Genomic DNA, 18,821 nt, shown 5'->3' with positions numbered 1-18,821 from the left:
GCCCCCGCGTCCCTCCCCTTCGACAGACACCAGTCGGACAGCAGCGTGGCGGCGTGGGAATGGGTGTGCAGCACGGCGCCGGCTCCGGTGCGCGCCACGATCTCCAGGTGCAGCAGGGTCTCGGCACTGGCCCGGCCCTCACCCGCCACCACCTGAGCGGTGGCGTCCACCTGGATCAATGCCTCCGGGGCGACCGTGCCCTTGTCGACGCCGCTGGGGGCCATCAGCAGGATCAAGGGGTCCCGCGTGAGCACGCAGCTGAAATTGCCGCCGGTGCCGTCACACCAGCCGCGGGCATGGATGGCCGCCATGGTCTGGCTGAGCTCGGCGGCGAGGGCGCTGGTCACGCGGATGGGGAGGCGAGGGGAATGGCTGGCGGATGGAGCGGGTGGTGGGCGCTGAACCCTGGTCAGTTCTGGCAGCGGGGGCACCAGTGGCTGCTGCGCCCTCCCAGCTTCTCGCGCAGGATCACCGCCCCGCAACGCCGGCACGGCGAGCCACTGCGCCGGTACACCCAGGCCTGGCCGCCATAGTTGCCATTGGTGCCCTGCAGGTCCCGGAAATCACTGAAGGTGGTGCCGCCGGCGCCGATGCTGGTCTCCAGCACCTCCACCAGGGCTTGGCGCAGCCGTTCCAGACGGCTCACGCTTAGGCCACCGCTGGGAGTCTGGGGCAGGATCCCGGCGGCGAACAGGGATTCATCGGCATAGATGTTGCCCACCCCCGCCACCAGCGACTGATCCAGCAGGGCATTCTTGATCGGCCGGCGTGAGCCCTTGAGCCGTTGACGCAGGTAGGCCCCGGTGAACTCCGCGCCGAACGGTTCGGGGCCCAGTCTCCGCAGACCGCCCATCACCTCCTCGTCGGCGACCCCAGGGGGAACCCACCACATCTGGCCGAAACTGCGGGTGTCGATGAAGCGCAGTTCCGCACCGCTGTCGCTCCAGATGCGCACCCGGGTGTGGGGGCAGGCGGGACGGTCTTCGGCCAGCCAGAGAAACTGGCCGGTCATGCGCAGGTGCACCCCCCAGCGGCCCGCGGGGCTGCCGTCCGGGGCTTCGAGATCGGCCAGGAGGTACTTGCCGCGGCGGTGCCACCGGCCCACGTGAAGGCCCCGGAGGACCCTGCAGAAATCGGCAGGGTCTCCGGGGCTGGCAATCGCACGGGCTCGAAGGACTTCGACGCGATCAATGACGAGACCGGACGTCTGATGCTCAAGCCCCCGACGTACGGTTTCGACCTCCGGAAGCTCGGGCATGCCCGGGATCGTAGGGCTGGGGCTGGAGGGCCGGACCTGAGACTCAGGCCTTGACCAGTTCGCTCTCGGCGAAGTTGTTGGTGTTGATGCCGCCGTCGGAGCCGCTGTAGCCGTTGTAGTTCACCTTCTCGAAGCGAACCACGACCGGGTAGCGGATGCCGGAGGTGTCAATCGAGGCCACCGTGCCCACTTCGTTGAACCAGTAGGACTCGGGACGCTTGATCCGTACTTTGTCGCCGCGGGAGATGGCCATCGCTGGGCTGGAAGGTCGGGTGGTCTGCGCAGCGACACTACCGGCGATCAGGGGTCCGTGCCCCGTCGATGTCACGGTTCGTTGCCGGCCCCGTGGCAGCATCCCCGCACCCACCGCCGGCCCCGCCGATGGTTCCATCCATGGCCCTGCCCGAGGCCCCCCAGCTGCGTCTGGATCTGCCCGATCCGGAGAGCGACACCCTCAGCACGATGGAGTTCCTGGCCCGGCTGGAGGAGGCCTGGGCGGTCTGCGACCGTTTCGATCTGCAGACCGAAATCTGGCGGGGCCGGATCCTGCGTTCGGTGCGGGACCGGGAACGCCGCGGCGGCGAGGGGCGCGGCACCGGCTTCCTGCAGTGGCTGCGGGAGCGGGAGATCAGCAAGACCCGGGCCTACACCCTGATCCAGCTGGCGGAGTCGGCCGATGGCCTGGTGGGCGAGGGCCTGCTGGAGGAGGCCAGTGTCAACAACTTCTCCAAGCGGGCCTTCCTGGAGACGGCCCAGGCGGACCCGGAGGTCCAGCTGATGATCAGCGAGGCGGCCAACGAGGGGCAGCAGATCACCCGCAAGCAGGTGCGCCGGCTCACCGACGAGTTCACGGCCGCCACCAGCCCCCTGCTGCCGGAGGAGATCCGCCAGCGCACCGCCGACAACCTGCTGCCCCCCCGGGCCGTGGCGCCCCTGGTGCGGGAACTGGCCAAGCTGCCCGAGGATCAGCAGGACGACCTGCGCCGCGTTCTGCGGGATGAACCGGAGCTGGAGCGGGTCAAGGATGTGACCCTCACGGCCCGCTGGCTCAGCAAGGCGGCCGAGGCCGGCCTGGCGGTGCGGGCCTTCCAGCAGGGGAACCTCGATCTGGAGAAGGCCCTGCAGGAGGCCCAGCGCCTCGATGCCCTGGGCCTCCTGGCCGATGCCGTCGGCCAGGCCCAGGCCCTGGAGAGCGCCGTGCTCAAGCTCCACACCAGCTGGCGCCGGTTGGGGGGCCTGCAGGAGCGGCTCTGGGTGGAGAGCGGCAGCAGCACGCCCCATCTGCGGGAGCTGCTCACCGTGCTGCAGAGTCTCAGCGGCACCACGATGCGGGTGTCCCTGGGGGAACTGGCCGGGGGCAAACGGGTGCGCCTGCAACTCGTGGAGGAGTCCCCCGACCAGCTGGAGCCGCCTCCGCTGCAGTGACGGGACTCCCACCACATCTGGTGGGAGCTAGGGTCTGGCGGTACCAGCGGTGGAGTGAGCTTGGGGGCCGATCCCCTCACCGAGAGCCTGCGGCGCCATTTCGGCTGGGAGAGCTTCCGGCCCGGACAGCGCCCGGTTGTGGAGGCCCTGCTGGCCGGCCGAGACTGCCTGGCGGTGCTGCCGACCGGGGCGGGCAAGTCGCTCTGCTTCCAGCTCCCCGCCCTGGTGCGGGACGGCCTGGTGGTGGTGATCTCCCCTTTGGTCGCCCTGATGCAGGACCAGGTGAGCCAGCTGCAGGCCCGCGGCATCCCGGCGGCCTGTCTGCACCGGGGGCTGGATCCGGGACAGCGGCGCCAGCTGCAGCAGCGCCTGGCGGAAAACCGGCTGCGCCTGCTTTACCTGGCCCCGGAGAGGGCCCAGGCGGAGGCCACCCGCCAGCTGCTCGACGAGGCCCTCGAGACCGGCCGGCTGGTGGCCCTGGCGGTGGATGAGGCCCACTGCATCAGCGCCTGGGGCCATGACTTCCGCCCCGACTACCGGCGCCTGGGCCAGCTGCGGGCCCTCTGTCCGGGGGTGCCGCTGGTGGCCCTCAGCGCCACCGCCGCCCCCCAGGTGCGGGCCGACATCATCCGCCTGCTGCAGCTGCGGCGCCCCCTGGTCCAGGTGCGATCAGCGCGCCGCGGTAACCTTGCTTACACCATGCGGCGACGCCCCGCCGATCCCCTGACGGAGGTGGTCGCGGCGATCGGCGAGTCCCGCGGGGCGGTGCTCATCTACGCCCGCACGCGGCGCTCGGTGGAGCAGTGGGCCGCCCGGCTGACGGCGGCGGGTGTGGAGGCGATCGCCTACCACGCCGGCATGGATCCCGAGAGCCGCCAGCTGGCCCTGCGCCATTTCCAGGAGCATCCCACGCCGGTGCTGGTGGCCACCGTCGCCTTCGGCATGGGGGTGGACCGGCCCGACGTGGGGCTGGTGCTGCACCTCGACCTGCCGGCCAGCGCCGAGGGCTACCTGCAGGAATCGGGCCGGGCCGGCCGCGACGGGCTGCCCGCCCGTTGCCTGGTGCTCTTCGATCCGGCCGATCGCACCAGCCTGGGCTGGGCCATGCGCTCCGCCGGCCAGCAGCTGCCCCCCGACCAGCGGCTGCTGGAGCGCCACCGGCTCGAACTGGCCCAGCAGCAGCTGCGGCGCATCGAGGCGGTGGCCGAAGGGGAGGGCTGCCGGGAGCAGGCCCTGCTCCTGGCGGTGGGGGAGATCTCCCCGCCCTGCGGCCGCTGCGACAACTGCCTCTCGGCACCGTCCCGCAGCAACTGGGCTCCGCAGGCGGCCGTGCTGCTCTCCGCCCTGGAGGACCGCAGCGGCCGCGATCTGCGCAGCCTGGCCGAGGACCTGGCCGGCGCCCACGGGGAGCCGGAGCCCTCCTGGGCCTGGCTCGCCCGCCGGCTGGTGCAGGAGGAGCTCATCAGCGAGAGCGATGACGGGGCCCAGCGCCTGTACCTGCGTCCCGTGGGCCGCAGCTACCTGCGGGATCCCTGGCCCCTGCGCTGGTCGGCCTGAACGGCCCCGGTGGGCCTCAGCTGCCGCGGGCCTTGCAGAGGTCGGAGACCAGCTGCTGCTCGAACTCGGCCTGGGGGTCATCCCAGCTCTTCCACTGGCCGGCCTGGCTGGTGGCATTGAGCTTGCGGGCGCTGCAGTTGACGGCCAGGTAGAGGGATTCCCCCTGGGAATTGAGGGTGGGGGCCACCATGCTGCCGCCCATGGGCTGCCAGTTGGCCCAGTCCACCTGCAGGGGCCCGTAGTTGCGCCAGTCGGGCTTGCCGGGGCTCGCCGTGGCGGTGCTGGCGGGCCGGGGGGCGGCGGCCACCGTGGCCGGCTGGGGCCGGGGCGTCGGTGCCGGCGTCGCCCGGGCGACGCTGGGGGCGGGGCGGCTGGCGGCGGGGGTCTGGGCCGGAGCCGCTGCCGGCCGGGTCGCCGTGGCGGCCGGCTGGGGTCGGGCGGCGGGTTTGGGGGCGGGCGCGGGGGCCGGCTTCGCCGCCGCCGCGGGTCGGGCGGCCGGCCGGGGGGCGGGGGTGCTGGCCGGCTTCAGCCGCAGCCGGGTGCCGGATTCCACCAGGTCGGGGTCGCTGATGCGGTTGAGGGCGATCAGCTGCTTCATCGGAACGCCGTAGGCATCGGCGATCTGGGAGAGGCTTTCGCCGCTGCGGACCACGTGCTCGGTGGCCTTGCGGTTGACCCTGGCGACCGGGGCGGCGCTGCGGGGGGAGGAGGGCACCACCAGCTTCTGACCGGCCTCGATGTGGTCCGCCTTGCTGAGGCCGTTGAGCTGCATCAGCCGGCTGACGGTGATGCCGTGCCGCTCGGCGATCTCGGAGAGGGTTTCCCCGGGGGCCACGGTGAGGCTGCCGCCGGACGCCCGGGGTCGTGCCGCACCCCCGGGCAAGGTGAGGGTCCGGCCCGCTTCGACCAGGTCGGGATCGCTGATCCCGTTCATCTTCATCAGGGTGGTCACGCTCACCCGGTGGCGCGCGGCGATGTCGGAGAGGGTCTCACCGGGCTTGACGGTCACCTGGGCAGCCAGAGCCGGCAGCGGCAACACCATGGCTAGAGCCAGGGCGATGAGGGGGCGGCGCATGGGCACTAGGGATAGCTGCTGGCACGTTAAGGTCCGCGTCCAGGCCCGCCCAGCCCCCCTCAGCCCATCAGACGACGGACCAGGCCCAGCCTGCCGGCGTAGGGGGGGAAGCGGATCGGGGGATCGGGTCGCAGCGGCCGGCAGATCACGCTGCGCTGGTGGGAGAAGGTGAGGAAGCCGGCTTCCCCGTGGTAAGCGCCCATGCCGCTGGCGCCGATGCCGCCGAAGGGCAGGGCGGCCATGCCCCCCTGGATCACCGTGTCGTTGACCACCAGGCTGCCCGAACCGCTGCCCGCCAGGGCCCGTTCCCGCTCTGATGCGCCGCCGCCGAACAGATAGAGGGCCAGGGGTTTCGGGTCCCGGCGCACCAGCGTCAGGGCCTCCTCCAGGTCCGCCACCGCCAGCAGGGGCAGGATCGGGGCGAACAGCTCCTCCCGCAGCAGCGGATCGTCGTCGGGATCGTCAACCGCCACCACCGTGGGCTCGATCCTCCGCCCGGCGTCGTCCCAGCGTCCGCCCAGCAGCACCTGGCCCTTCTCCCGCGCCTGGGCCAGCAGCCCCTGGAGCCGCGCGAAGCGCGCCGCCCCGACCAGTTGCCCCAGATCGGGGCTGGCCAGGGGATCCTGGCCGTACAGGGCCCGGCTCTGTTCCCGGAACGCGGCCACCAGGGCCTCCCGCACCCCGGCCGCCACCAGCACATGGTTGGGGGCCAGACAGGTCTGGCCGGCGTTGAGGCAGCGCCCCCAGAGCAGCCGCCGGGCGGTGATGGTCGGATCCGCATCCGCCAGCACGATCGCCGGGTTCCGGCCCCCCAGCTCCAGCGTCACGGGGGTGAGATGGCGGGCGGCGGCCGCCATCACCAGCCGTCCCACCCGCTCCCCGCCGGTGAAGAGGATGTGGTCGAAGCGCTCCCGCTCCAGCAGCCCGGCGGCCACGGCCCCGTCGCCGCCCACCACCTGGACCACCGTGGGCTCGAAGTGGCGGCCGAGCAGGTCCGCCAGCAGGGCCGCCGCGGCGGGGCTCAGTTCGGAGGGCTTGAGCACCGCCGTGTTGCCCGCGGCCAGGGCATGGAGCAGGGGGTGGAGGCAGAGCTCGAAGGGATAGTTCCAGGCGCCGATGATCAGGACGCAGCCCAGGGGTTCGGTGCGCACCGACCCCTGGCCGGGCCAGGCCCACAGGGGCAGGGGGCGACGGCAGGGACGCATCCAGCCGGCCAGGTGGCGGCGGGTGTGGCGCAGCTCCTGGCGCAGGGCCGCCAGCTCGAAGCCCCCCTCCATGGCGGAGCGGCCCAGGTCGCTGGCCAGGGCGTCCAGCATCGCCGGCTCCGCCGACTCCAGCAGGCGGCCCAGGCGCTGCAGCTGCTCCAGCCGCCAGGAAAGGGGCCGGGTGGTGCCCCCCTCCACCAGGGCGCGCATCGTGGCCACCGGCACCGTCAGGGGGGAGGGACTGGCGCCGGGGCTGGCGGGAGCGGCCGGTGGGGACATGGGGTGGGGCCCTTTCCGTCCAGGCTGGCAAATCCTTCCCCGCCGTGGCTCCCGCCGGGGGCGAGGCGCTCAGGGGGCGCCGCAGCCGGCCAGGAACACGGCCCGCCGCAGGTTGTCGAGCCTGGGGGAGGCGGGGCCCTCCAGGGCGTAGAGGAACGCCAGGCCCAGGCTGAGGTCACCCCGGTCGAACGTGCGCTGGATGGAGGCCCACCAGGCGAGCGGATCGCGGCCCAGGCCATCGAGCTCCCGCTGGGCCCGCTCCATTCGCTCGGCCGAGTCGCCCTCCAGCAGGATGATGGCGAAGTCGTCCCTGCGGACGCCCTGGGGCCGCAGCAGCAGCTGCAACTGCTGGCCAGGGCGGATGGGCGCCAGGGGCCAGGGGATCGGCCCCTCGATGGGCTCGCCTGGGAGGGCCTGCCGCTGCCACAGCAGCTCACCGGCCCGTTCGATCCGCACCTCCTCCAGGCGTTCGGTGCTCAGGATCGTGGGGGCTCCGATCGGGACGGCGGCCACGGCCTCCCCCCGGGCATTGAGCGCCAGCCTGGGGGTCAGCACGCAGACCGTGGCGGCCAGCAGACGAGCTCCTGGGGGCAACAGGGCCAGGGCTAGGCCCAGACCGATCGCCAGGCAGGTCCGGCGCACGGCGGGGAGCAACGGGAGGCTGACCAAGGGATTCCAACGACGCTAACGGCCGGCTGCGCTCACCCAGCCACGCTCAGCAGGTTGAGGCCATGCAGCCCTTCAAAGAGCAGGTAGGCCCCGAGCACCAGGGCAAGGACCCCGACCAGCCACTCGGCCTTGTGCTGCAGCCAGTCCTCCAGGCGCATGATCGGCTCGCGGATCGCCCCGCCGCTCACCAGCCAGGCCAGGGGCGGCAGCAGCAGCAGGGAGCTGGCCATCAGGGTGAACAGGCCCGTCACCTCCGCATCAGCGGTGAGACCGGGATCATTGAGCAGCAGCAGGCCGGCCTCCTTGAGGTAGAAGACCAGGTTCTCCGGGGTGAGCAGGGCGCTGGTGGCGCCGATCAGCACCAGGGTGAAGGTGCTGAAGTCGGGCAGCTGGTTCATCAGCCGCAGGGCCATCCCCTCCTCGCCGATGTTGGCCTGGGGCGTGAGCTGGTACAGCCCCAGGCCCACGAGGGCGCCGGCCCCGAGCAGGTCGATCAGCACCTGCTCCCGCTCGCCGTGGCTGAGGCTGATGGCGAAGGTTTCCCCCAGCACCATCAGCAGCACGATAGCCAGGGCGTTGGCGGCCGCCCAGCCCGCCACGTAGGCCATGGCGCGCTTCAGGGGGTCCCGGCCCAGCAGCAGCAGGGTGACCACCGCGATGTGCAGGGGGCTGAAGGCGATGCCGATCCCGAACAGGGACGACTGGGTGATCAGGGCCGGAGACAGGAGCGCGGGAACGCTGAGGCAGACGGGGGACAACAGGGGCGGCAAGCAGACCGTCCGGGCGGCGGAGGACCCGCATTCTCGGGCATGCTCCCGGCCCACCGCGAATGGAATCGAAGCGCCGCATGGGCACCTGCGGGGAGGGGGAGGGGCTGGGGGAGAAAGCCCTTGACGAGACTTGAACTCGTGACCTCTCCCTTACCAAGGGAGTGCTCTACCGCTGAGCTACAAGGGCATGTGGAAGGTGGGCCGGGTTGGATTTGAACCAACGTAGGCAGAGCCAGCGGATTTACAGTCCGCCCCCATTAACCACTCGGGCACCGACCCGAACCACACCCTCAGAACTTACCAGCCGACCTTCCCGCCTCCTCACCCGCCCTTCCCGCCCTCTCCCCTCCCCGATGCGCCTGCTCGTGCTCCATGGCCCCAACCTCAACCTGCTCGGCCAGCGGGAGCCGGGCCTCTACGGCAGCAGCACCCTGGCGGCCATCGATGCCGCCCTGGAGCAGCAGGCATTGGCGCTGGGGGTGGAGCTCACCTGCTTCCAGAGCAACCACGAGGGGGCCCTGGTGGACCGCATCCAGCAGGCCGGAGGGCAGGCCGGCAGCCCGGCCAGCGACGGGATCCTGATCAACGCCGCCGCCTACACCCACACCTCGGTGGCGATCCGTGATGCCCTGCTGGCGGTGGCCCTGCCCTTCGTGGAGGTGCACCTCAGCAACACCCACGCCCGCGAGCCCTTCCGCCATCGTTCCCTGCTGGCGGACCGGGCCCTGGGGGTCATCTGCGGCTTCGGCGCCACCAGCTACCGCCTCGGCCTCGAGGGCCTGGTTGCCCATCTGCGGGCCTCGGCATGAGCGGCGCCTCCCTGCCGGTGGCGGCCGAGGCCCCGGTGGCGGCGGCGGCCCGGGTGCGGTGGCTGGCGGCCCCCAGCAGCGCCGCCTGGCTGGAGCAGGCCCTGGCCCACCCCGAACTGCTGCTGATCGACCATGCCCACTGCGAGCGCAAGGCGGCCGGCGCCGCCCTGCAGCTGATGTTCCGCTACCCCTCCGACGGGGAGCTGGCGGCCGTGCTCAGCCCCCTGGCCCGGGAGGAGCTGGAGCACTTCGAGCGGGTGCAGGCCCTGCTGGAGCGGCGCGGCCTCGGCCTGCGGGCCCTGGCCGCCCCGCCCTACGGCGCTGCCCTGGCCGCCCTGGTGCGCCGCGCCGAGCCGGAGCGCATGCTCGACAGCTTCCTGGTGGCGGGGCTGATCGAGGCCCGCAGCCACGAGCGGATGGCCCTGCTGGCCGCCCACAGCCCCGATCCGGAGCTGAGAGAGCTTTACGCCGATCTGCTGGCCAGCGAGGCGCGCCATTTCGGCCTCTACTGGGTGCTGTGCGAACGGCGCTGGCCCCGGCCGGTGGTGACCGATCGGCTCACTGAGCTGGCCGGCCGCGAGGCGGAGATCCTGGCCAGCCTCCATCCCCAGCCGCGCATGCACAGCTGAGGCGGCTGATCAGGCCGCGGCCAGGATCTCCTCCAGCAGCGGGAAGCGGGACGCGATCGGATCGCCGGTGAAGCTGGCCACCCAGCCGTCGCTGTTGTCGAAGAAGCGCAGGGCGCAGAAGGAGGGCCGCTCGCCGGTGTCGAACCAGTGGCGGGTGCCGGCGGGCACCCCGATCCAGTCCCCCTGCTCGCACACCACCTGGAGGACCTCGCCGGCGATGTGCAGGCAGAAGAGGCCGCGGCCCTCCACGAAGAAGCGCACCTCGTCTTCGGCATGGGTGTGCTCGGAGAGGAATTTCGCCCGCAGGGCCTCCCGGTCCGGATGGTCCGGGCCGAGCCGGATCGCGTCCACGGTGCGATAGCTCCCCTCGGCCTGCACCCGGGCGATTTCCGCGGCGTAGGCGGCGAGGATCGCGGCCTGGTCGGCGTCCGCCGCCAGGGAGGCCGGCGTGGCCCAGCGCTCGAAGCGCACCCCCCGGGCCCCGAGTTCCCGGGCGATCACGTCGGCGTCGCTGCTGCGCAGCAGGGGGGCGGCGTGGCCGTCGCCGGCGGCGGAACGGATCACCAGGTGGGTCATGGGGGCGCTCCCGGGCGGTCTGGGGATCTGCAGCCTAGAAAGGTCTGCAGCGGACCTCCCCCCATCGCCGACCGTGCTGCCAGCGCCGGCCTCACCCTGGTGGGGGTGGGGCCCGGCGATCCCGACCTGCTCACCGTGGCGGCGGTGCGGGCCATCGAAGCCGCCGACACCGTGGCCTATCCGGTGGCCCGCGAAGGGGCCGAGGGGATGGCGGCCGGCGTGGCGGGCCCCTGGATCCGCCCCGGCCAGCGGCGCCTGCCCCTGGTGTTTCCGATGGTGGCGGAGGCGGAGCCACGCCGGCAGGCCTGGCAGGCCGCCGCCGACCGGCTGGCGGCCGAGGTGGCCGGCGGGCGGTCGGTGGTGCTGCTCTGCGAGGGCGACGTGTCGCTGTTCGCCAGCAGCAGCTACGTGCTGCTGGCCCTGCGGCATCGCCATCCCGCCCTGCCGGTGCGGCTGATCCCGGGCATCAGCGCCGTGGCGGCGGCGGCCGCCGCCGGGGCCTGGCCCCTGGCCCTGCAGCAGGAGGGGCTGCTGATCCGGCCCACGCCGGAGACGCCGGCTGAGCTCGAGCAGTTGCTGGCCCAGGCGGCGGCCGCTGGCTGGGTGCTGGCCCTGCTCAAGCTGGGGGGGCGCTGGCCCTGGGTGCGGCCGCTGCTGGCCGAGCGGGGGCTGCTGGCGGAGGCGTTGTTCGCCCAGCGGGTGGGCTGGCCCGACCAGCGGCTCTGCCCGGCGGCCGAGGTGCCCGCCGCCGCCGTCCCCTACTTCTCCCTGCTGCTCGTCCGGCAGGGGTGGCCGGCGGTGCTTCCATGACCGTCCGCGTTCCGCCCTGCCCTTGCCGATGCCTGCCACCGGGATGACAGCCACCGACTGGTTCGCCCTGCTGCACCCGGTGCTGATCATCCTGTTTGTGTACCCGGTGGTGGGCGCCACCATCCGGCTCGGCATCCTGGCCCGGGAGCGTCGCCTCGACATCAATCCCCTGCCGCCGACGGTGGGGGTGGAGCACACCGACCACGGCCGCTGGGTGACCTCGGGGGTGGTGGTGGCCGTGCTGATCGCCATGGCGGCCACCTACGCCCGCGGAGGTGCCACGGGCGACGCCGGGGCCGCGGTGGCGCTGCTGCTGGCCGGGCTGGGGTGCCTGGTGAGCTGTCTGGCCCTGTGGCGGGTGAAGGGCCCCTGGCTGCGGGCCGGATTCGCCCTGGTCTGCTGGCTGGGGCTGCTGACCCTGGGCAGCCAGCCGGCCCTGTGGCACCTGGGCCGCAGTCCCTTCCTCGGAGGGGTGTGGGGCTCCCACTACTGGAGCGGCGTGATGCTCTGCGGCCTGCTGCTGTTCGCCATGGCGGCCGCCCCCGAGACCCTCCGCTCCCCCCGGATGCGGCGCCTGCACGTCTCGGCCGCCTTCCTCACCGCCCTGCTGCTGGCGGTGCAGGCCATCAGCGGCAGCCGGGACCTGCTGGGCATGGCTCTGGGTCATTGATCTCCAGCTCCGCCTCCGCCCGCTGCAGCAGCTCCAAGGCGCCCTCCAGGCTGGGGGCCACCATCAGCTCCCGGCGCAGCCGGGCGGCGCCGGCGAAGCCCTGGCAGGTCCAGCCCAGGTGCTTGCGGGCGATCAGCAGGCCCTGATCGCCGCGGGCGGCCACCAGGGCCTCCAGGTGCTCCCGGGCCAGGGCGATGCGGGCATGGGCGCCAGGCTCGCTCGGCAGGGGCCGGCCGGCGAGGGCCGCGGCGATGTGCCCCACCAGCCAGGGGCGCCCCAGGGTGCCCCGCCCCACCATCACCCCGTCGGCCCCGGTGATCGCCAGGCAGCGCAGGGCGTCTTCCGGGCCGGTGATGTCGCCGTTGGCGATCAGCGGAATCCGCAGGGCCGCCTTCACCCGCGCGATCGCGTCCCAGTCGGCCCGGCCCGAAAAGCCCTGCTCCCGGGTGCGGCCGTGCAGGGTGAGGGCACGGGCACCGGCGTTCTGCAGGGCCAGGGCGAAGCCCACCGGATCGGCACTGGCCCCGCACCAGCCCAGCCGGGTCTTCACCGTCCCCGGCACCCGCACCGCCGCCGCCACCGCCGCCACGATCCGCAGGGCCAGATCGGGCTGGCGCAGCAGGCCGCTGCCGCCCCCCTTGCGGGCGATCTTGCGCACCGGGCAGCCCATGTTGATGTCGATCAGCCAGGCCCCGGCGGCCTCGGCCCGGCGGGCGGCCTCGGCCATCGCCTCGGGCCGGTGGTCGAACAGCTGCACGGCGACGGGGCCGGGATCCTGGTCGAGGGCCGCCATCTTGGCGCCGCCGTGGCCCAGCTCCAGGGCCGTGGCATTCACCATCTCCGTGAACAGCAGGGCGTCGGGGGCCCAGCGGCGCACCAGGCCACGGAAGATGCGGTCGCTCACCCCCGCCAGGGGCGACTGCAGCACCCGGCAGCTGAGCAGCCGGTCGGTGCCGTTGCCGGCCAGGTGGAGGGGGCCGCTGGGGCAGGGATGGGGGGCGGGACTGGGCATGCTGGGGGCACTCTCGGATGCCAGACGCCGCTTTGGACGCCGCCGCCGCTCCCCCCTGGAAGCCCGATGGCGCCCCGGGACCGTTCCCCCTCAGCCGCGCCCTGCTGGAGGCGGTGCTGGACGACCGCACCAGCGATCGCTTCGTCTGCCGGCTGGTCTGGGAGCGGCTGGGCTACCGCCCCGCCGCCGATGGTTCCTGGCAGGCCGGGCCCGACACCCCGCCGGCCTGGGCCGAGGCCTTCCCCGTGGCGCCGCAGCTGATCGCCGAGCGGCCCGCAAACGTGCGGCTCACCCGCTCGATCGCCCCCGAGCACAAGCAACTGCTCAAGCAGCAGCTGGGCTTCGCCGGCTACCGCATCGGCGGCCTCTACCCCCGCCGCACCCGGCGGGCCACGGCGGTGAACTGGCTGCTGGCCGATCTGGCCGCACGGGGCGAACCCCTCCCGGAGGCGGGTCCGTTGCCGGAGCTCCTCGATCCGCCCGAGGACCCGGTGGCCGGCCACCCCGGCGATCCCCCGGTGGGTTGAGGCGTCCGCGGCTCTGTAGGGTCTAGGTAACGCATCCGTCGTAAGGAATAAGTCAGATTGGCGCTCCCAGTCGTCGCCGTGATCGGACGCCCCAACGTGGGCAAGTCCACGCTGGTCAACAGGCTCTGCCGCAGCCGAGAGGCCATCGTTCACGACCAGCCCGGTGTGACCCGGGACCGCACCTACCAGGAGGGCTTCTGGGGTGACCGCACCTTCCGCGTGGTGGACACCGGCGGTCTGGTGTTCGATGACGACAGCGAATTCCTGCCCGAGATCCGGGAGCAGGCCAACCTGGCCCTGGCCGAGGCGTCGGTGGCGGTGGTGATCGTGGACGGCCAGCAGGGGGTCACCGCCGCCGATGAGTCGATCGCCGAGTGGCTGCGGGGCCACAACGTCCCCGTGCTGCTGGGGGTGAACAAATGCGAGTCGCCCGACCAGGGCCTGGCCATGGCGGCCGACTTCTGGGGCCTGGGCCTGGGCGAACCCCACCCCATCTCCGCCATCCACGGCGCCGGCACCGGCGATCTGCTCGACCGGGTGATCAGTTTCCTGCCGGCCACCACCGAGGCCGATGAGGCCGAGCCGATCCAGCTGGCGATCATCGGCCGCCCCAACGTGGGCAAGTCCAGCCTGCTCAATGCCATCTGCGGCGAGAACCGGGCCATCGTCAGCCCGATCCGCGGCACCACCCGCGACACGATCGACACCACGATCGAGCGGGAGGGCCACACCTGGAAACTGCTCGACACCGCCGGCATCCGCCGGCGCCGCAGTGTTGACTACGGCCCGGAGTACTTCGGCATCACCCGCAGCTTCAAGGCGATCGAGCGCAGCGACGTCTGCATCCTGGTGATCGATGCCCTCGACGGCGTCACCGAGCAGGACCAGCGCCTGGCGGGGCGCATCGAGGAGGACGGCCGCGCCTGTGCCGTGGTGGTCAACAAGTGGGACCTGATCGAGAAGGACAGCCACACCATGAGCGCCATGGAGAAGGAGCTGCGCGCCAAGCTCTACTTCCTCGACTGGGCGCCGATGCTGTTCACCTCCGCCCTCACCGGCCAGCGGGTGGAGAGCATCTTCGCCATCGCCGCGGTGGCGGTGGAGCAGCACCGCCGCCGGGTGAGCACCTCGGTGGTGAATGAGGTGCTGCAGGAGGCCCTGCGCTGGCGTTCACCCCCCACCACCCGCGGCGGCCGCCAGGGCCGCCTTTACTACGGCACCCAGGTGGCGACCCGCCCCCCCAGTTTCACCCTGTTCGTCAACGAACCCAGGCTGTTCGGCGACACCTACCGCCGCTACGTCGAGCGCCAGATCCGTGAGGCCCTGGGCTTCGAGGGATCGCCGGTGCGGCTCTTCTGGCGCGGCAAGCAGCAGCGGGACGCCGAGAAGGAGCAGGCCCGCCACCAGAGCAGGGGCGGCTGAGGTCGATGGGGACGGCGATGGCGGGGGCGATCCAGGGGGGCCTGGCCTGAATGGACTGGTTGCGGCAGCTGCCGATCGGTCAGTACGTCGATGACGGCGAGGGCGGCGACAACGGTGGCCGAGGCAGCTGGCTGAAGCGGCTCGATCCGCGGGTCAAGCTGGTCTGGACGGTGGCGTTCCTGGTGACGCCGATCCTGGCCGGACCGCTCTGGCGCGTGGCCCTGGTGGGGCTGCTGCTGCTGATCACCGCCGTCAGCGGCCTGCCCTGGCGTCTCTGGCGGCAGAGCCTGCCCCTGCTGATCGCCCTGGCGCTGCTGGTGGGTCTGCTCAGCGCCCTGCTGCCGGCCGCAGGCAGCCCGCCGGCCAGCCTGCAGCGCCCGCCGGGGGAGCTGCGGCTGGTGCCCGCTCCCCCAGGCGCCCCGCCTGCGTCGCGGGCGGGCCTCTCCTGGGAGCTGGTGCGCTGGGGCCCCGTGATGGCCGGCCCCGTTGAGCTGGGCCCCCTGGTGGTCACCCGCCGCTCCGCCGAACTCGGCATCAACGGCGCCACCCTGCTGTTCACCGTCATCCACAGCGCCAACCTGCTGCTGCTCTCCACACCGCCGGAGGAGCTGGTCTGGGCCATCGCCTGGTGGCTGGGCCCCCTGCGGATTCTGGGCTGGCCCGTGGAGCGCCTGGGCTTCACCCTGCTGCTGTCCCTGCGCTTCCTGCCCCTGGTGCAGGAGGAGCTCCAGAACCTGCTGCGCTCCATCGCCACCCGGGCGGTGAATCTGCGTCGCCTGGGCTGGAAGGCCAGTCTTGGCCTGGTGCTGGCGGTGGGGGAGCGGCTGCTGGCCAACGTGCTGCTTCGCTCCGAGCAGGGGGCTGAGGCCCTGATGGCGCGTGGCGGCCTGTGGCTTCCCCCCGACCGCCTGCACCAGCCGGCCGCCACCCCCTCCGGCGCCAGCCTGGCGGCGGTGCTGGCCCTGGCGGCGCTGCTGGCGCTGCGCTGGAAAGTCGGTGCCCTTTAATGGCCCCAGCCAGCAGGGAGTCGTGAGCACGGAGCGCTATCTGAACCACCCGACCTTCGGGATGCTCTATCGGGTAGCGCCGGTGGCCGAGAGCCGCGATCTGTATGCCACGCTCTACGCCCAGCGGATCTTCTTCCTGGTCACCCTCCAGGAGCGCGGCGCCCATTTCGAGGTGATCCCCCTGATGGACGCCCGCCACTTCGCCGAGCAGAACCTGGCCCGCTGTCGCCGCGAGGGGCCGGAGGCCCAGGCCCGCTGGCGCCAGCTGTTCGACCAGACCTTCATCTGATGGCAGAGGCGTCGCCCGCGGCGGCGGAGGCCTTCGGCTCCACCCTGGCGGGGAGGCTGGCGGCCCTCCATGCGGCGTTGCCCCCCACCACCCGCCTGCTCGCCGTGTCGAAGGGGCACCCGGCGGAACGGGTGCGCCAGGCCGCGGCCCTGGGCCAGCGGAGCTTCGGGGAGAGCCGGCTGCAGGAGGCCATCGCCAAGCAGGAGGCCCTGGCCGACCTGCCCGATCTCGACTGGCATTTCATCGGCCGGCTGCAGGCCAACAAAGCGCGGGCCGTGCTGCGCCGTTTCGGCACCATCCATTCCGTCGACAGCCTGGCCCTGGCCGGGCGGCTGCAGCGCATCGCCGCCGAAGAGGCCCTGGCCCCGGGGATCCTGCTGCAGGTCAAGTTCCGCCCCGACCCGGCCAAGACCGGCTTCGAACCGGACGAGGTGCGGGCCCTGGGGGTCGACCTGGGGCGTCTGGCGCCCCTGCGCTGCCTCGGTCTGATGACCATCGCCCCCCTGGGCCTCACCCCCGGGGAGCGGCTGGAGCTGTTCCGGGAGTGCCGTGCCCTGGCCGATGCCCTGGGGCTGCCGGACTGTTCGATGGGAATGAGCGGCGACTGGCGCGAAGCGGTGGCGGCCGGCAGCACCTGGGTGCGCCTGGGCAGTGTGCTGTTCGGAAGTCGCCCAATCCAGCCATGAAAGGGCGTCGGGATCTTGCCGGCTCGGATGTGGGACGCTATTCAAGGCCAAGCATCCTTCCCGAGGTCGACTCCGTGTCGTTGTTCTCCCGCCTGCGTGCCGTCGTCTCCGGTGACGACTATCTCGATGGCGACTTCGACGACGAACTCGACTACGACCCCGGCGACACCACCACCGCCGCGACCACCTCGACGGCGAGCAGAAACACCGGAGCCCTGGCTCTGAGCACCGATTTCTCCACCGACGATCCCTTCGCCGGCACCAACGTCATCGGCATGCCCGGCATCACCAGCGCCGTGGCTGAGGTGTGCCTGATGGAGCCGCGCAGCTTCGACGAGATGCCCCGGGCGATTCAGGCCCTCCGGGAGCGCAAGACCGTCATCCTCAACCTCACGATGATGGAGCCGGACCAAGCGCAGAGGGCCGTGGATTTCGTCGCCGGCGGCACCTTCGCCATCGACGGTCACCAGGAACGGGTGGGCGAGAGCATCTTCCTGTTCGCCCCCAGCTGCGTCACCGTCACCACCGCCGGCGGTGAGGAAGCCGCCTCCCCCACGGTGGTCTCCGGGCGCACCGGCCCGGTCGACGACCAGCAGGAGGCAGCCCCCAGCCCCGCCTGGGGCCGTTCGGATGCCATGGTCTGACACCTTCGGGGTGGTGGGACTGGGCCGCATGGCCCGGGCCCTGCTGCTGCCGCTTCTCGACGCCGGCCTGCTCGAGCGCTCCGCGGTCAGGGCGGCGGTGGCCAGCGAGGCTTCCGCCCGGCGGCTGAGCGACGACCTCGGGGTTCCGGTGTCCACCGATCCCGCCCCGGCATGGGCCGCGTCGGTGGTGCTGCTGGCGGTGAAGCCCCAGCAGATCGAAGCGGTGGCCCCCGCGGCGGCCGTGGCCCTGGCCGAGGCCCTTGAGGCGACACCCTTCGGCGGCGAACCGTTGCTCATCTCCGTTCTGGCGGGGGTGACCCTGGCGCGGCTGCAGGCCCTGTTCCCGGGATGGGCCTGTGTGCGCGCCGTGCCCAACACCCCGGCCCTGGTGCGCGCCGGACTCACGGGCCTGAGCTGGGGCGAGGGCGTCGCTGAAGCCCGGCGCGAGCAGGTGCGCCGCCTGTTCGCCCAGGTGGGGGAGGTGCTGGAGCTTCCCGAGCCCCAGCTCGACCCCTTTCTGGCCCTGACGTCCTCCGGTCCCGCCTTCCTGGCCCTGGTGGCCGAATCGATGGCCGACGGGGCAGTGGCGGGGGGGCTGCCCCGCCCGCTGGCCATGCACCTGGCCCACCGCACCATGGCGGGCACGGCGGCGTTGCTGCAGGGGCAGGAGCTCCACCCCGGCCAGCTCAAGGACATGGTGACCAGCCCCGCCGGCACCACCGCCGCCGGGCTGCGCCAGCTGGAGCGGGCCGGCCTGCGCTCGGCCCTGATCGAGGCCGTGCTGGCCGCGGCGGAGCGCAGCCGCCAGCTGGGGTGACTCCCACCGGTTCGCCTCGCGTCCCGGCTCCCCTCAGCTGCGGCCGGCCCCGAGGCGCGGCTCGGTGCCGGCCATCAGCCGCTGCAGGTTGCTGCGGTGCCGCCAGAGCACCAGCGCCGTGGTGAGCAGGGCCAGGCTCATGTAGGCCGGCCGCAGCCCGTCGGCGCCGAAGGAGCCCAGCATCAGCAGGGGCAGCGACAGGGCCGCCACCACGCTGGAGAGCGACACGATGCGGCTGAGGGTCAAGGTGGTGAGGAAGATGCCAAAGCAGGCCAGGCCCACGGGCCAGGTGAGGCCCAGCAGCATCCCCAGGCCGGTGGCCACCGCCTTGCCGCCTTTCCAGCCCAGCCAGAGCGGCCAGATGTGGCCGGCCAGGGCCGCCAGGCCCGCCGCCACCACCCACCAGTCGCTCACGGCGCTGAAGCCGAGGGGCTGGAGCACCGCCTTGGCCAGCAGCACGGCGGCCGTGCCCTTGAGCACGTCGAGCAGGAACACCACCAGGGCCGGACCCTTGCCCAGCACCCGCAGCACGTTGGTGGCGCCGGTGGAGCCGGAGCCTTCCTGGCGCAGGTCGACGCCGGCAAGCCAGTGGCCCGCCAGCCAGCCGAAGGGAATGGAGCCCAGCAGGTAGCCCGCCGGCAGCACGAGCAGATCGGGGAGGAAGGCCATGGCAGGAGAGGGCTGG

Annotated in this window: 22 protein-coding genes, 2 tRNA genes and 1 pseudogene (1 of these 25 running past the window's edge); 13 read left to right on the top strand and 12 right to left on the bottom strand. The window is 72.8% G+C overall.

Annotated features, from left to right (window positions below; translation table 11 throughout):
• The 3 genes and pseudogenes from mtnB to L107_RS14855 form a co-directional block, all read right to left on the bottom strand.
• Positions 1-347 (bottom strand): annotated as a pseudogene (mtnB, locus tag L107_RS14865) (methylthioribulose 1-phosphate dehydratase) (its annotated part extends 241 nt beyond the left edge of the window); the annotation flags it as partial.
• A 62-nt stretch (positions 348-409) separates the two neighbouring features.
• Complete coding sequence (locus L107_RS14860; protein ID WP_159820112.1) at positions 410-1,258, bottom strand: DNA-formamidopyrimidine glycosylase; 849 nt, start codon at positions 1,256-1,258, stop codon at positions 410-412.
• A gap of 43 nt (positions 1,259-1,301) precedes the next feature.
• A complete protein-coding gene (locus L107_RS14855; protein ID WP_106220233.1) occupies positions 1,302-1,511 on the bottom strand; it encodes a photosystem I reaction center subunit IV in 210 nt (69 codons plus the stop codon).
• A 128-nt stretch (positions 1,512-1,639) separates the two neighbouring features.
• Here L107_RS14855 and L107_RS14850 point away from each other — a divergent pair, with 128 nt between their 5' ends.
• A complete protein-coding gene (locus L107_RS14850) occupies positions 1,640-2,683 on the top strand; it encodes a hypothetical protein (protein ID WP_201295921.1) in 1,044 nt (347 codons plus the stop codon).
• Between the two features lie 60 nt (positions 2,684-2,743).
• Complete coding sequence (locus L107_RS14845) at positions 2,744-4,240, top strand: ATP-dependent DNA helicase RecQ (protein ID WP_159820110.1); 1,497 nt, start codon at positions 2,744-2,746, stop codon at positions 4,238-4,240.
• A gap of 16 nt (positions 4,241-4,256) precedes the next feature.
• Here the strand turns inward: L107_RS14845 and L107_RS14840 are convergent, their stop codons facing one another.
• The 6 genes from L107_RS14840 to L107_RS14815 form a co-directional block, all read right to left on the bottom strand.
• A complete protein-coding gene (locus L107_RS14840; RefSeq protein ID WP_159820108.1) occupies positions 4,257-5,315 on the bottom strand; it encodes a LysM peptidoglycan-binding domain-containing protein in 1,059 nt (352 codons plus the stop codon).
• Between the two features lie 59 nt (positions 5,316-5,374).
• The gene (locus L107_RS14835; protein WP_159820106.1) at positions 5,375-6,799 is read right to left on the bottom strand and encodes an aldehyde dehydrogenase family protein; all 1,425 of its coding nucleotides are present in this window, start codon (positions 6,797-6,799) and stop codon (positions 5,375-5,377) included.
• A 69-nt stretch (positions 6,800-6,868) separates the two neighbouring features.
• On the bottom strand, positions 6,869-7,441 hold the full coding sequence (locus tag L107_RS14830) for a hypothetical protein (protein WP_159820104.1): 573 nt from the start codon (positions 7,439-7,441) through the stop codon (positions 6,869-6,871).
• A 59-nt stretch (positions 7,442-7,500) separates the two neighbouring features.
• Entirely contained in the window at positions 7,501-8,226 is a 726-nt protein-coding gene (locus L107_RS14825) for a GAP family protein (protein WP_219904013.1), read from the bottom strand.
• A gap of 127 nt (positions 8,227-8,353) precedes the next feature.
• Positions 8,354-8,425 (bottom strand) — tRNA-Thr (locus L107_RS14820).
• Between the two features lie 10 nt (positions 8,426-8,435).
• Positions 8,436-8,517: transfer RNA gene (locus tag L107_RS14815), tRNA-Tyr, on the bottom strand.
• A 74-nt stretch (positions 8,518-8,591) separates the two neighbouring features.
• Here L107_RS14815 and aroQ point away from each other — a divergent pair.
• Together aroQ and L107_RS14805 are read left to right on the top strand one after the other, a co-directional pair.
• Complete coding sequence (aroQ, locus tag L107_RS14810) at positions 8,592-9,047, top strand: type II 3-dehydroquinate dehydratase (protein WP_159820102.1); 456 nt, start codon at positions 8,592-8,594, stop codon at positions 9,045-9,047.
• Positions 9,044-9,676, top strand: a complete 633-nt coding sequence (locus tag L107_RS14805; RefSeq protein WP_159820100.1) for a tRNA-(ms[2]io[6]A)-hydroxylase — start codon at positions 9,044-9,046, stop codon at positions 9,674-9,676. The genes aroQ and L107_RS14805 overlap by 4 nt, the downstream gene beginning before the upstream one ends.
• A gap of 9 nt (positions 9,677-9,685) precedes the next feature.
• Here L107_RS14805 and L107_RS14800 read toward each other — a convergent pair whose 3' ends face one another.
• Positions 9,686-10,252: an acireductone dioxygenase gene (locus L107_RS14800; protein ID WP_159820099.1), complete on the bottom strand. Its 567-nt coding sequence runs from the start codon at positions 10,250-10,252 to the stop codon at positions 9,686-9,688.
• Between the two features lie 99 nt (positions 10,253-10,351).
• Between L107_RS14800 and cobI the strand changes: the two genes are divergently transcribed.
• On the top strand, positions 10,352-11,062 hold the full coding sequence (gene cobI / locus L107_RS14795; protein ID WP_201295920.1) for a precorrin-2 C(20)-methyltransferase: 711 nt from the start codon (positions 10,352-10,354) through the stop codon (positions 11,060-11,062).
• A 43-nt stretch (positions 11,063-11,105) separates the two neighbouring features.
• A complete protein-coding gene (locus tag L107_RS14790; protein WP_201295919.1) occupies positions 11,106-11,732 on the top strand; it encodes a DUF4079 domain-containing protein in 627 nt (208 codons plus the stop codon).
• Here L107_RS14790 and dusB read toward each other — a convergent pair.
• A complete protein-coding gene (gene dusB, locus L107_RS14785) occupies positions 11,689-12,744 on the bottom strand; it encodes a tRNA dihydrouridine synthase DusB (RefSeq protein WP_159820095.1) in 1,056 nt (351 codons plus the stop codon). The two genes, L107_RS14790 and dusB, sit on opposite strands and share 44 nt — an antisense overlap.
• 17 nt (positions 12,745-12,761) lie before the next feature.
• Here dusB and L107_RS14780 point away from each other — a divergent pair, with 17 nt between their 5' ends.
• The 7 genes from L107_RS14780 to proC all read left to right on the top strand — a co-directional run bounded on the left by L107_RS14780 (position 12,762) and on the right by proC (position 18,136).
• Entirely contained in the window at positions 12,762-13,271 is a 510-nt protein-coding gene (locus L107_RS14780) for a DUF1823 family protein (protein ID WP_236550720.1), read from the top strand.
• Positions 13,272-13,328: 57 nt separating this feature from the next.
• On the top strand, positions 13,329-14,693 hold the full coding sequence (gene der, locus L107_RS14775) for a ribosome biogenesis GTPase Der (protein WP_159820093.1): 1,365 nt from the start codon (positions 13,329-13,331) through the stop codon (positions 14,691-14,693).
• A 50-nt stretch (positions 14,694-14,743) separates the two neighbouring features.
• A complete protein-coding gene (locus L107_RS14770; protein WP_159820091.1) occupies positions 14,744-15,700 on the top strand; it encodes an energy-coupling factor transporter transmembrane protein EcfT in 957 nt (318 codons plus the stop codon).
• Between the two features lie 22 nt (positions 15,701-15,722).
• Positions 15,723-15,989: a PipX family protein gene (locus tag L107_RS14765; RefSeq protein WP_015110514.1), complete on the top strand. Its 267-nt coding sequence runs from the start codon at positions 15,723-15,725 to the stop codon at positions 15,987-15,989.
• Positions 15,989-16,675 (top strand): YggS family pyridoxal phosphate-dependent enzyme, encoded by a 687-nt coding sequence (locus L107_RS14760; protein ID WP_201295918.1) that lies wholly within the window; start codon positions 15,989-15,991, stop codon positions 16,673-16,675. The genes L107_RS14765 and L107_RS14760 overlap by 1 nt, the downstream gene beginning before the upstream one ends.
• A gap of 74 nt (positions 16,676-16,749) precedes the next feature.
• Positions 16,750-17,319 carry a cell division protein SepF gene (locus tag L107_RS14755; RefSeq protein ID WP_159820089.1) on the top strand — a complete coding sequence of 190 codons (570 nt, stop codon included), beginning with the start codon at positions 16,750-16,752 and terminating at the stop codon, positions 17,317-17,319.
• Entirely contained in the window at positions 17,306-18,136 is an 831-nt protein-coding gene (proC, locus tag L107_RS14750; protein ID WP_159820087.1) for a pyrroline-5-carboxylate reductase, read from the top strand. The genes L107_RS14755 and proC overlap by 14 nt, the downstream gene beginning before the upstream one ends.
• 33 nt (positions 18,137-18,169) lie before the next feature.
• On the opposite strand, the gene plsY is transcribed toward proC, so the two are convergent.
• Positions 18,170-18,805, bottom strand: coding sequence for a glycerol-3-phosphate 1-O-acyltransferase PlsY (gene plsY / locus L107_RS14745; RefSeq protein WP_159820085.1), 636 nt, complete (start codon positions 18,803-18,805; stop codon positions 18,170-18,172).
• Positions 18,806-18,821: the final 16 nt, after the last annotated feature.

Origin of the sequence: Cyanobium sp. Copco_Reservoir_LC18, assembly GCF_009834675.1 — a bacterium.
Taxonomy (GTDB): Bacteria; Cyanobacteriota; Cyanobacteriia; order PCC-6307; family Cyanobiaceae; genus Cyanobium; species Cyanobium minutissimum.
The sequence above is the reverse complement of the archived record's forward strand: the minus strand, read 5'-3'. Positions and strand labels throughout refer to the sequence as shown.

Bases quoted from the DNA above. Each gene is read 5' to 3' on its own strand.
- L107_RS14780 (WP_236550720.1), top strand. From the start codon at position 12,762: ATGCCAGACGCCGCTTTGGACGCCGCCGCCGCTCCCCCCTGGAAGCCC.
- plsY (WP_159820085.1), bottom strand. From the start codon at position 18,805: ATGGCCTTCCTCCCCGATCTGCTCGTGCTGCCGGCGGGCTACCTGCTG.
- L107_RS14840 (WP_159820108.1), bottom strand. From the start codon at position 5,315: ATGCGCCGCCCCCTCATCGCCCTGGCTCTAGCCATGGTGTTGCCGCTG.
- L107_RS14760 (WP_201295918.1), top strand. From the start codon at position 15,989: ATGGCAGAGGCGTCGCCCGCGGCGGCGGAGGCCTTCGGCTCCACCCTG.
- L107_RS14860 (WP_159820112.1), bottom strand. From the start codon at position 1,258: ATGCCCGAGCTTCCGGAGGTCGAAACCGTACGTCGGGGGCTTGAGCAT.
- L107_RS14835 (WP_159820106.1), bottom strand. From the start codon at position 6,799: ATGTCCCCACCGGCCGCTCCCGCCAGCCCCGGCGCCAGTCCCTCCCCC.
- L107_RS14790 (WP_201295919.1), top strand. From the start codon at position 11,106: ATGACAGCCACCGACTGGTTCGCCCTGCTGCACCCGGTGCTGATCATC.
- L107_RS14855 (WP_106220233.1), bottom strand. From the start codon at position 1,511: ATGGCCATCTCCCGCGGCGACAAAGTACGGATCAAGCGTCCCGAGTCC.
- proC (WP_159820087.1), top strand. From the start codon at position 17,306: ATGCCATGGTCTGACACCTTCGGGGTGGTGGGACTGGGCCGCATGGCC.
- L107_RS14805 (WP_159820100.1), top strand. From the start codon at position 9,044: ATGAGCGGCGCCTCCCTGCCGGTGGCGGCCGAGGCCCCGGTGGCGGCG.
- L107_RS14850 (WP_201295921.1), top strand. From the start codon at position 1,640: ATGGTTCCATCCATGGCCCTGCCCGAGGCCCCCCAGCTGCGTCTGGAT.
- dusB (WP_159820095.1), bottom strand. From the start codon at position 12,744: ATGCCCAGTCCCGCCCCCCATCCCTGCCCCAGCGGCCCCCTCCACCTG.
- aroQ (WP_159820102.1), top strand. From the start codon at position 8,592: ATGCGCCTGCTCGTGCTCCATGGCCCCAACCTCAACCTGCTCGGCCAG.
- L107_RS14770 (WP_159820091.1), top strand. From the start codon at position 14,744: ATGGACTGGTTGCGGCAGCTGCCGATCGGTCAGTACGTCGATGACGGC.
- L107_RS14800 (WP_159820099.1), bottom strand. From the start codon at position 10,252: ATGACCCACCTGGTGATCCGTTCCGCCGCCGGCGACGGCCACGCCGCC.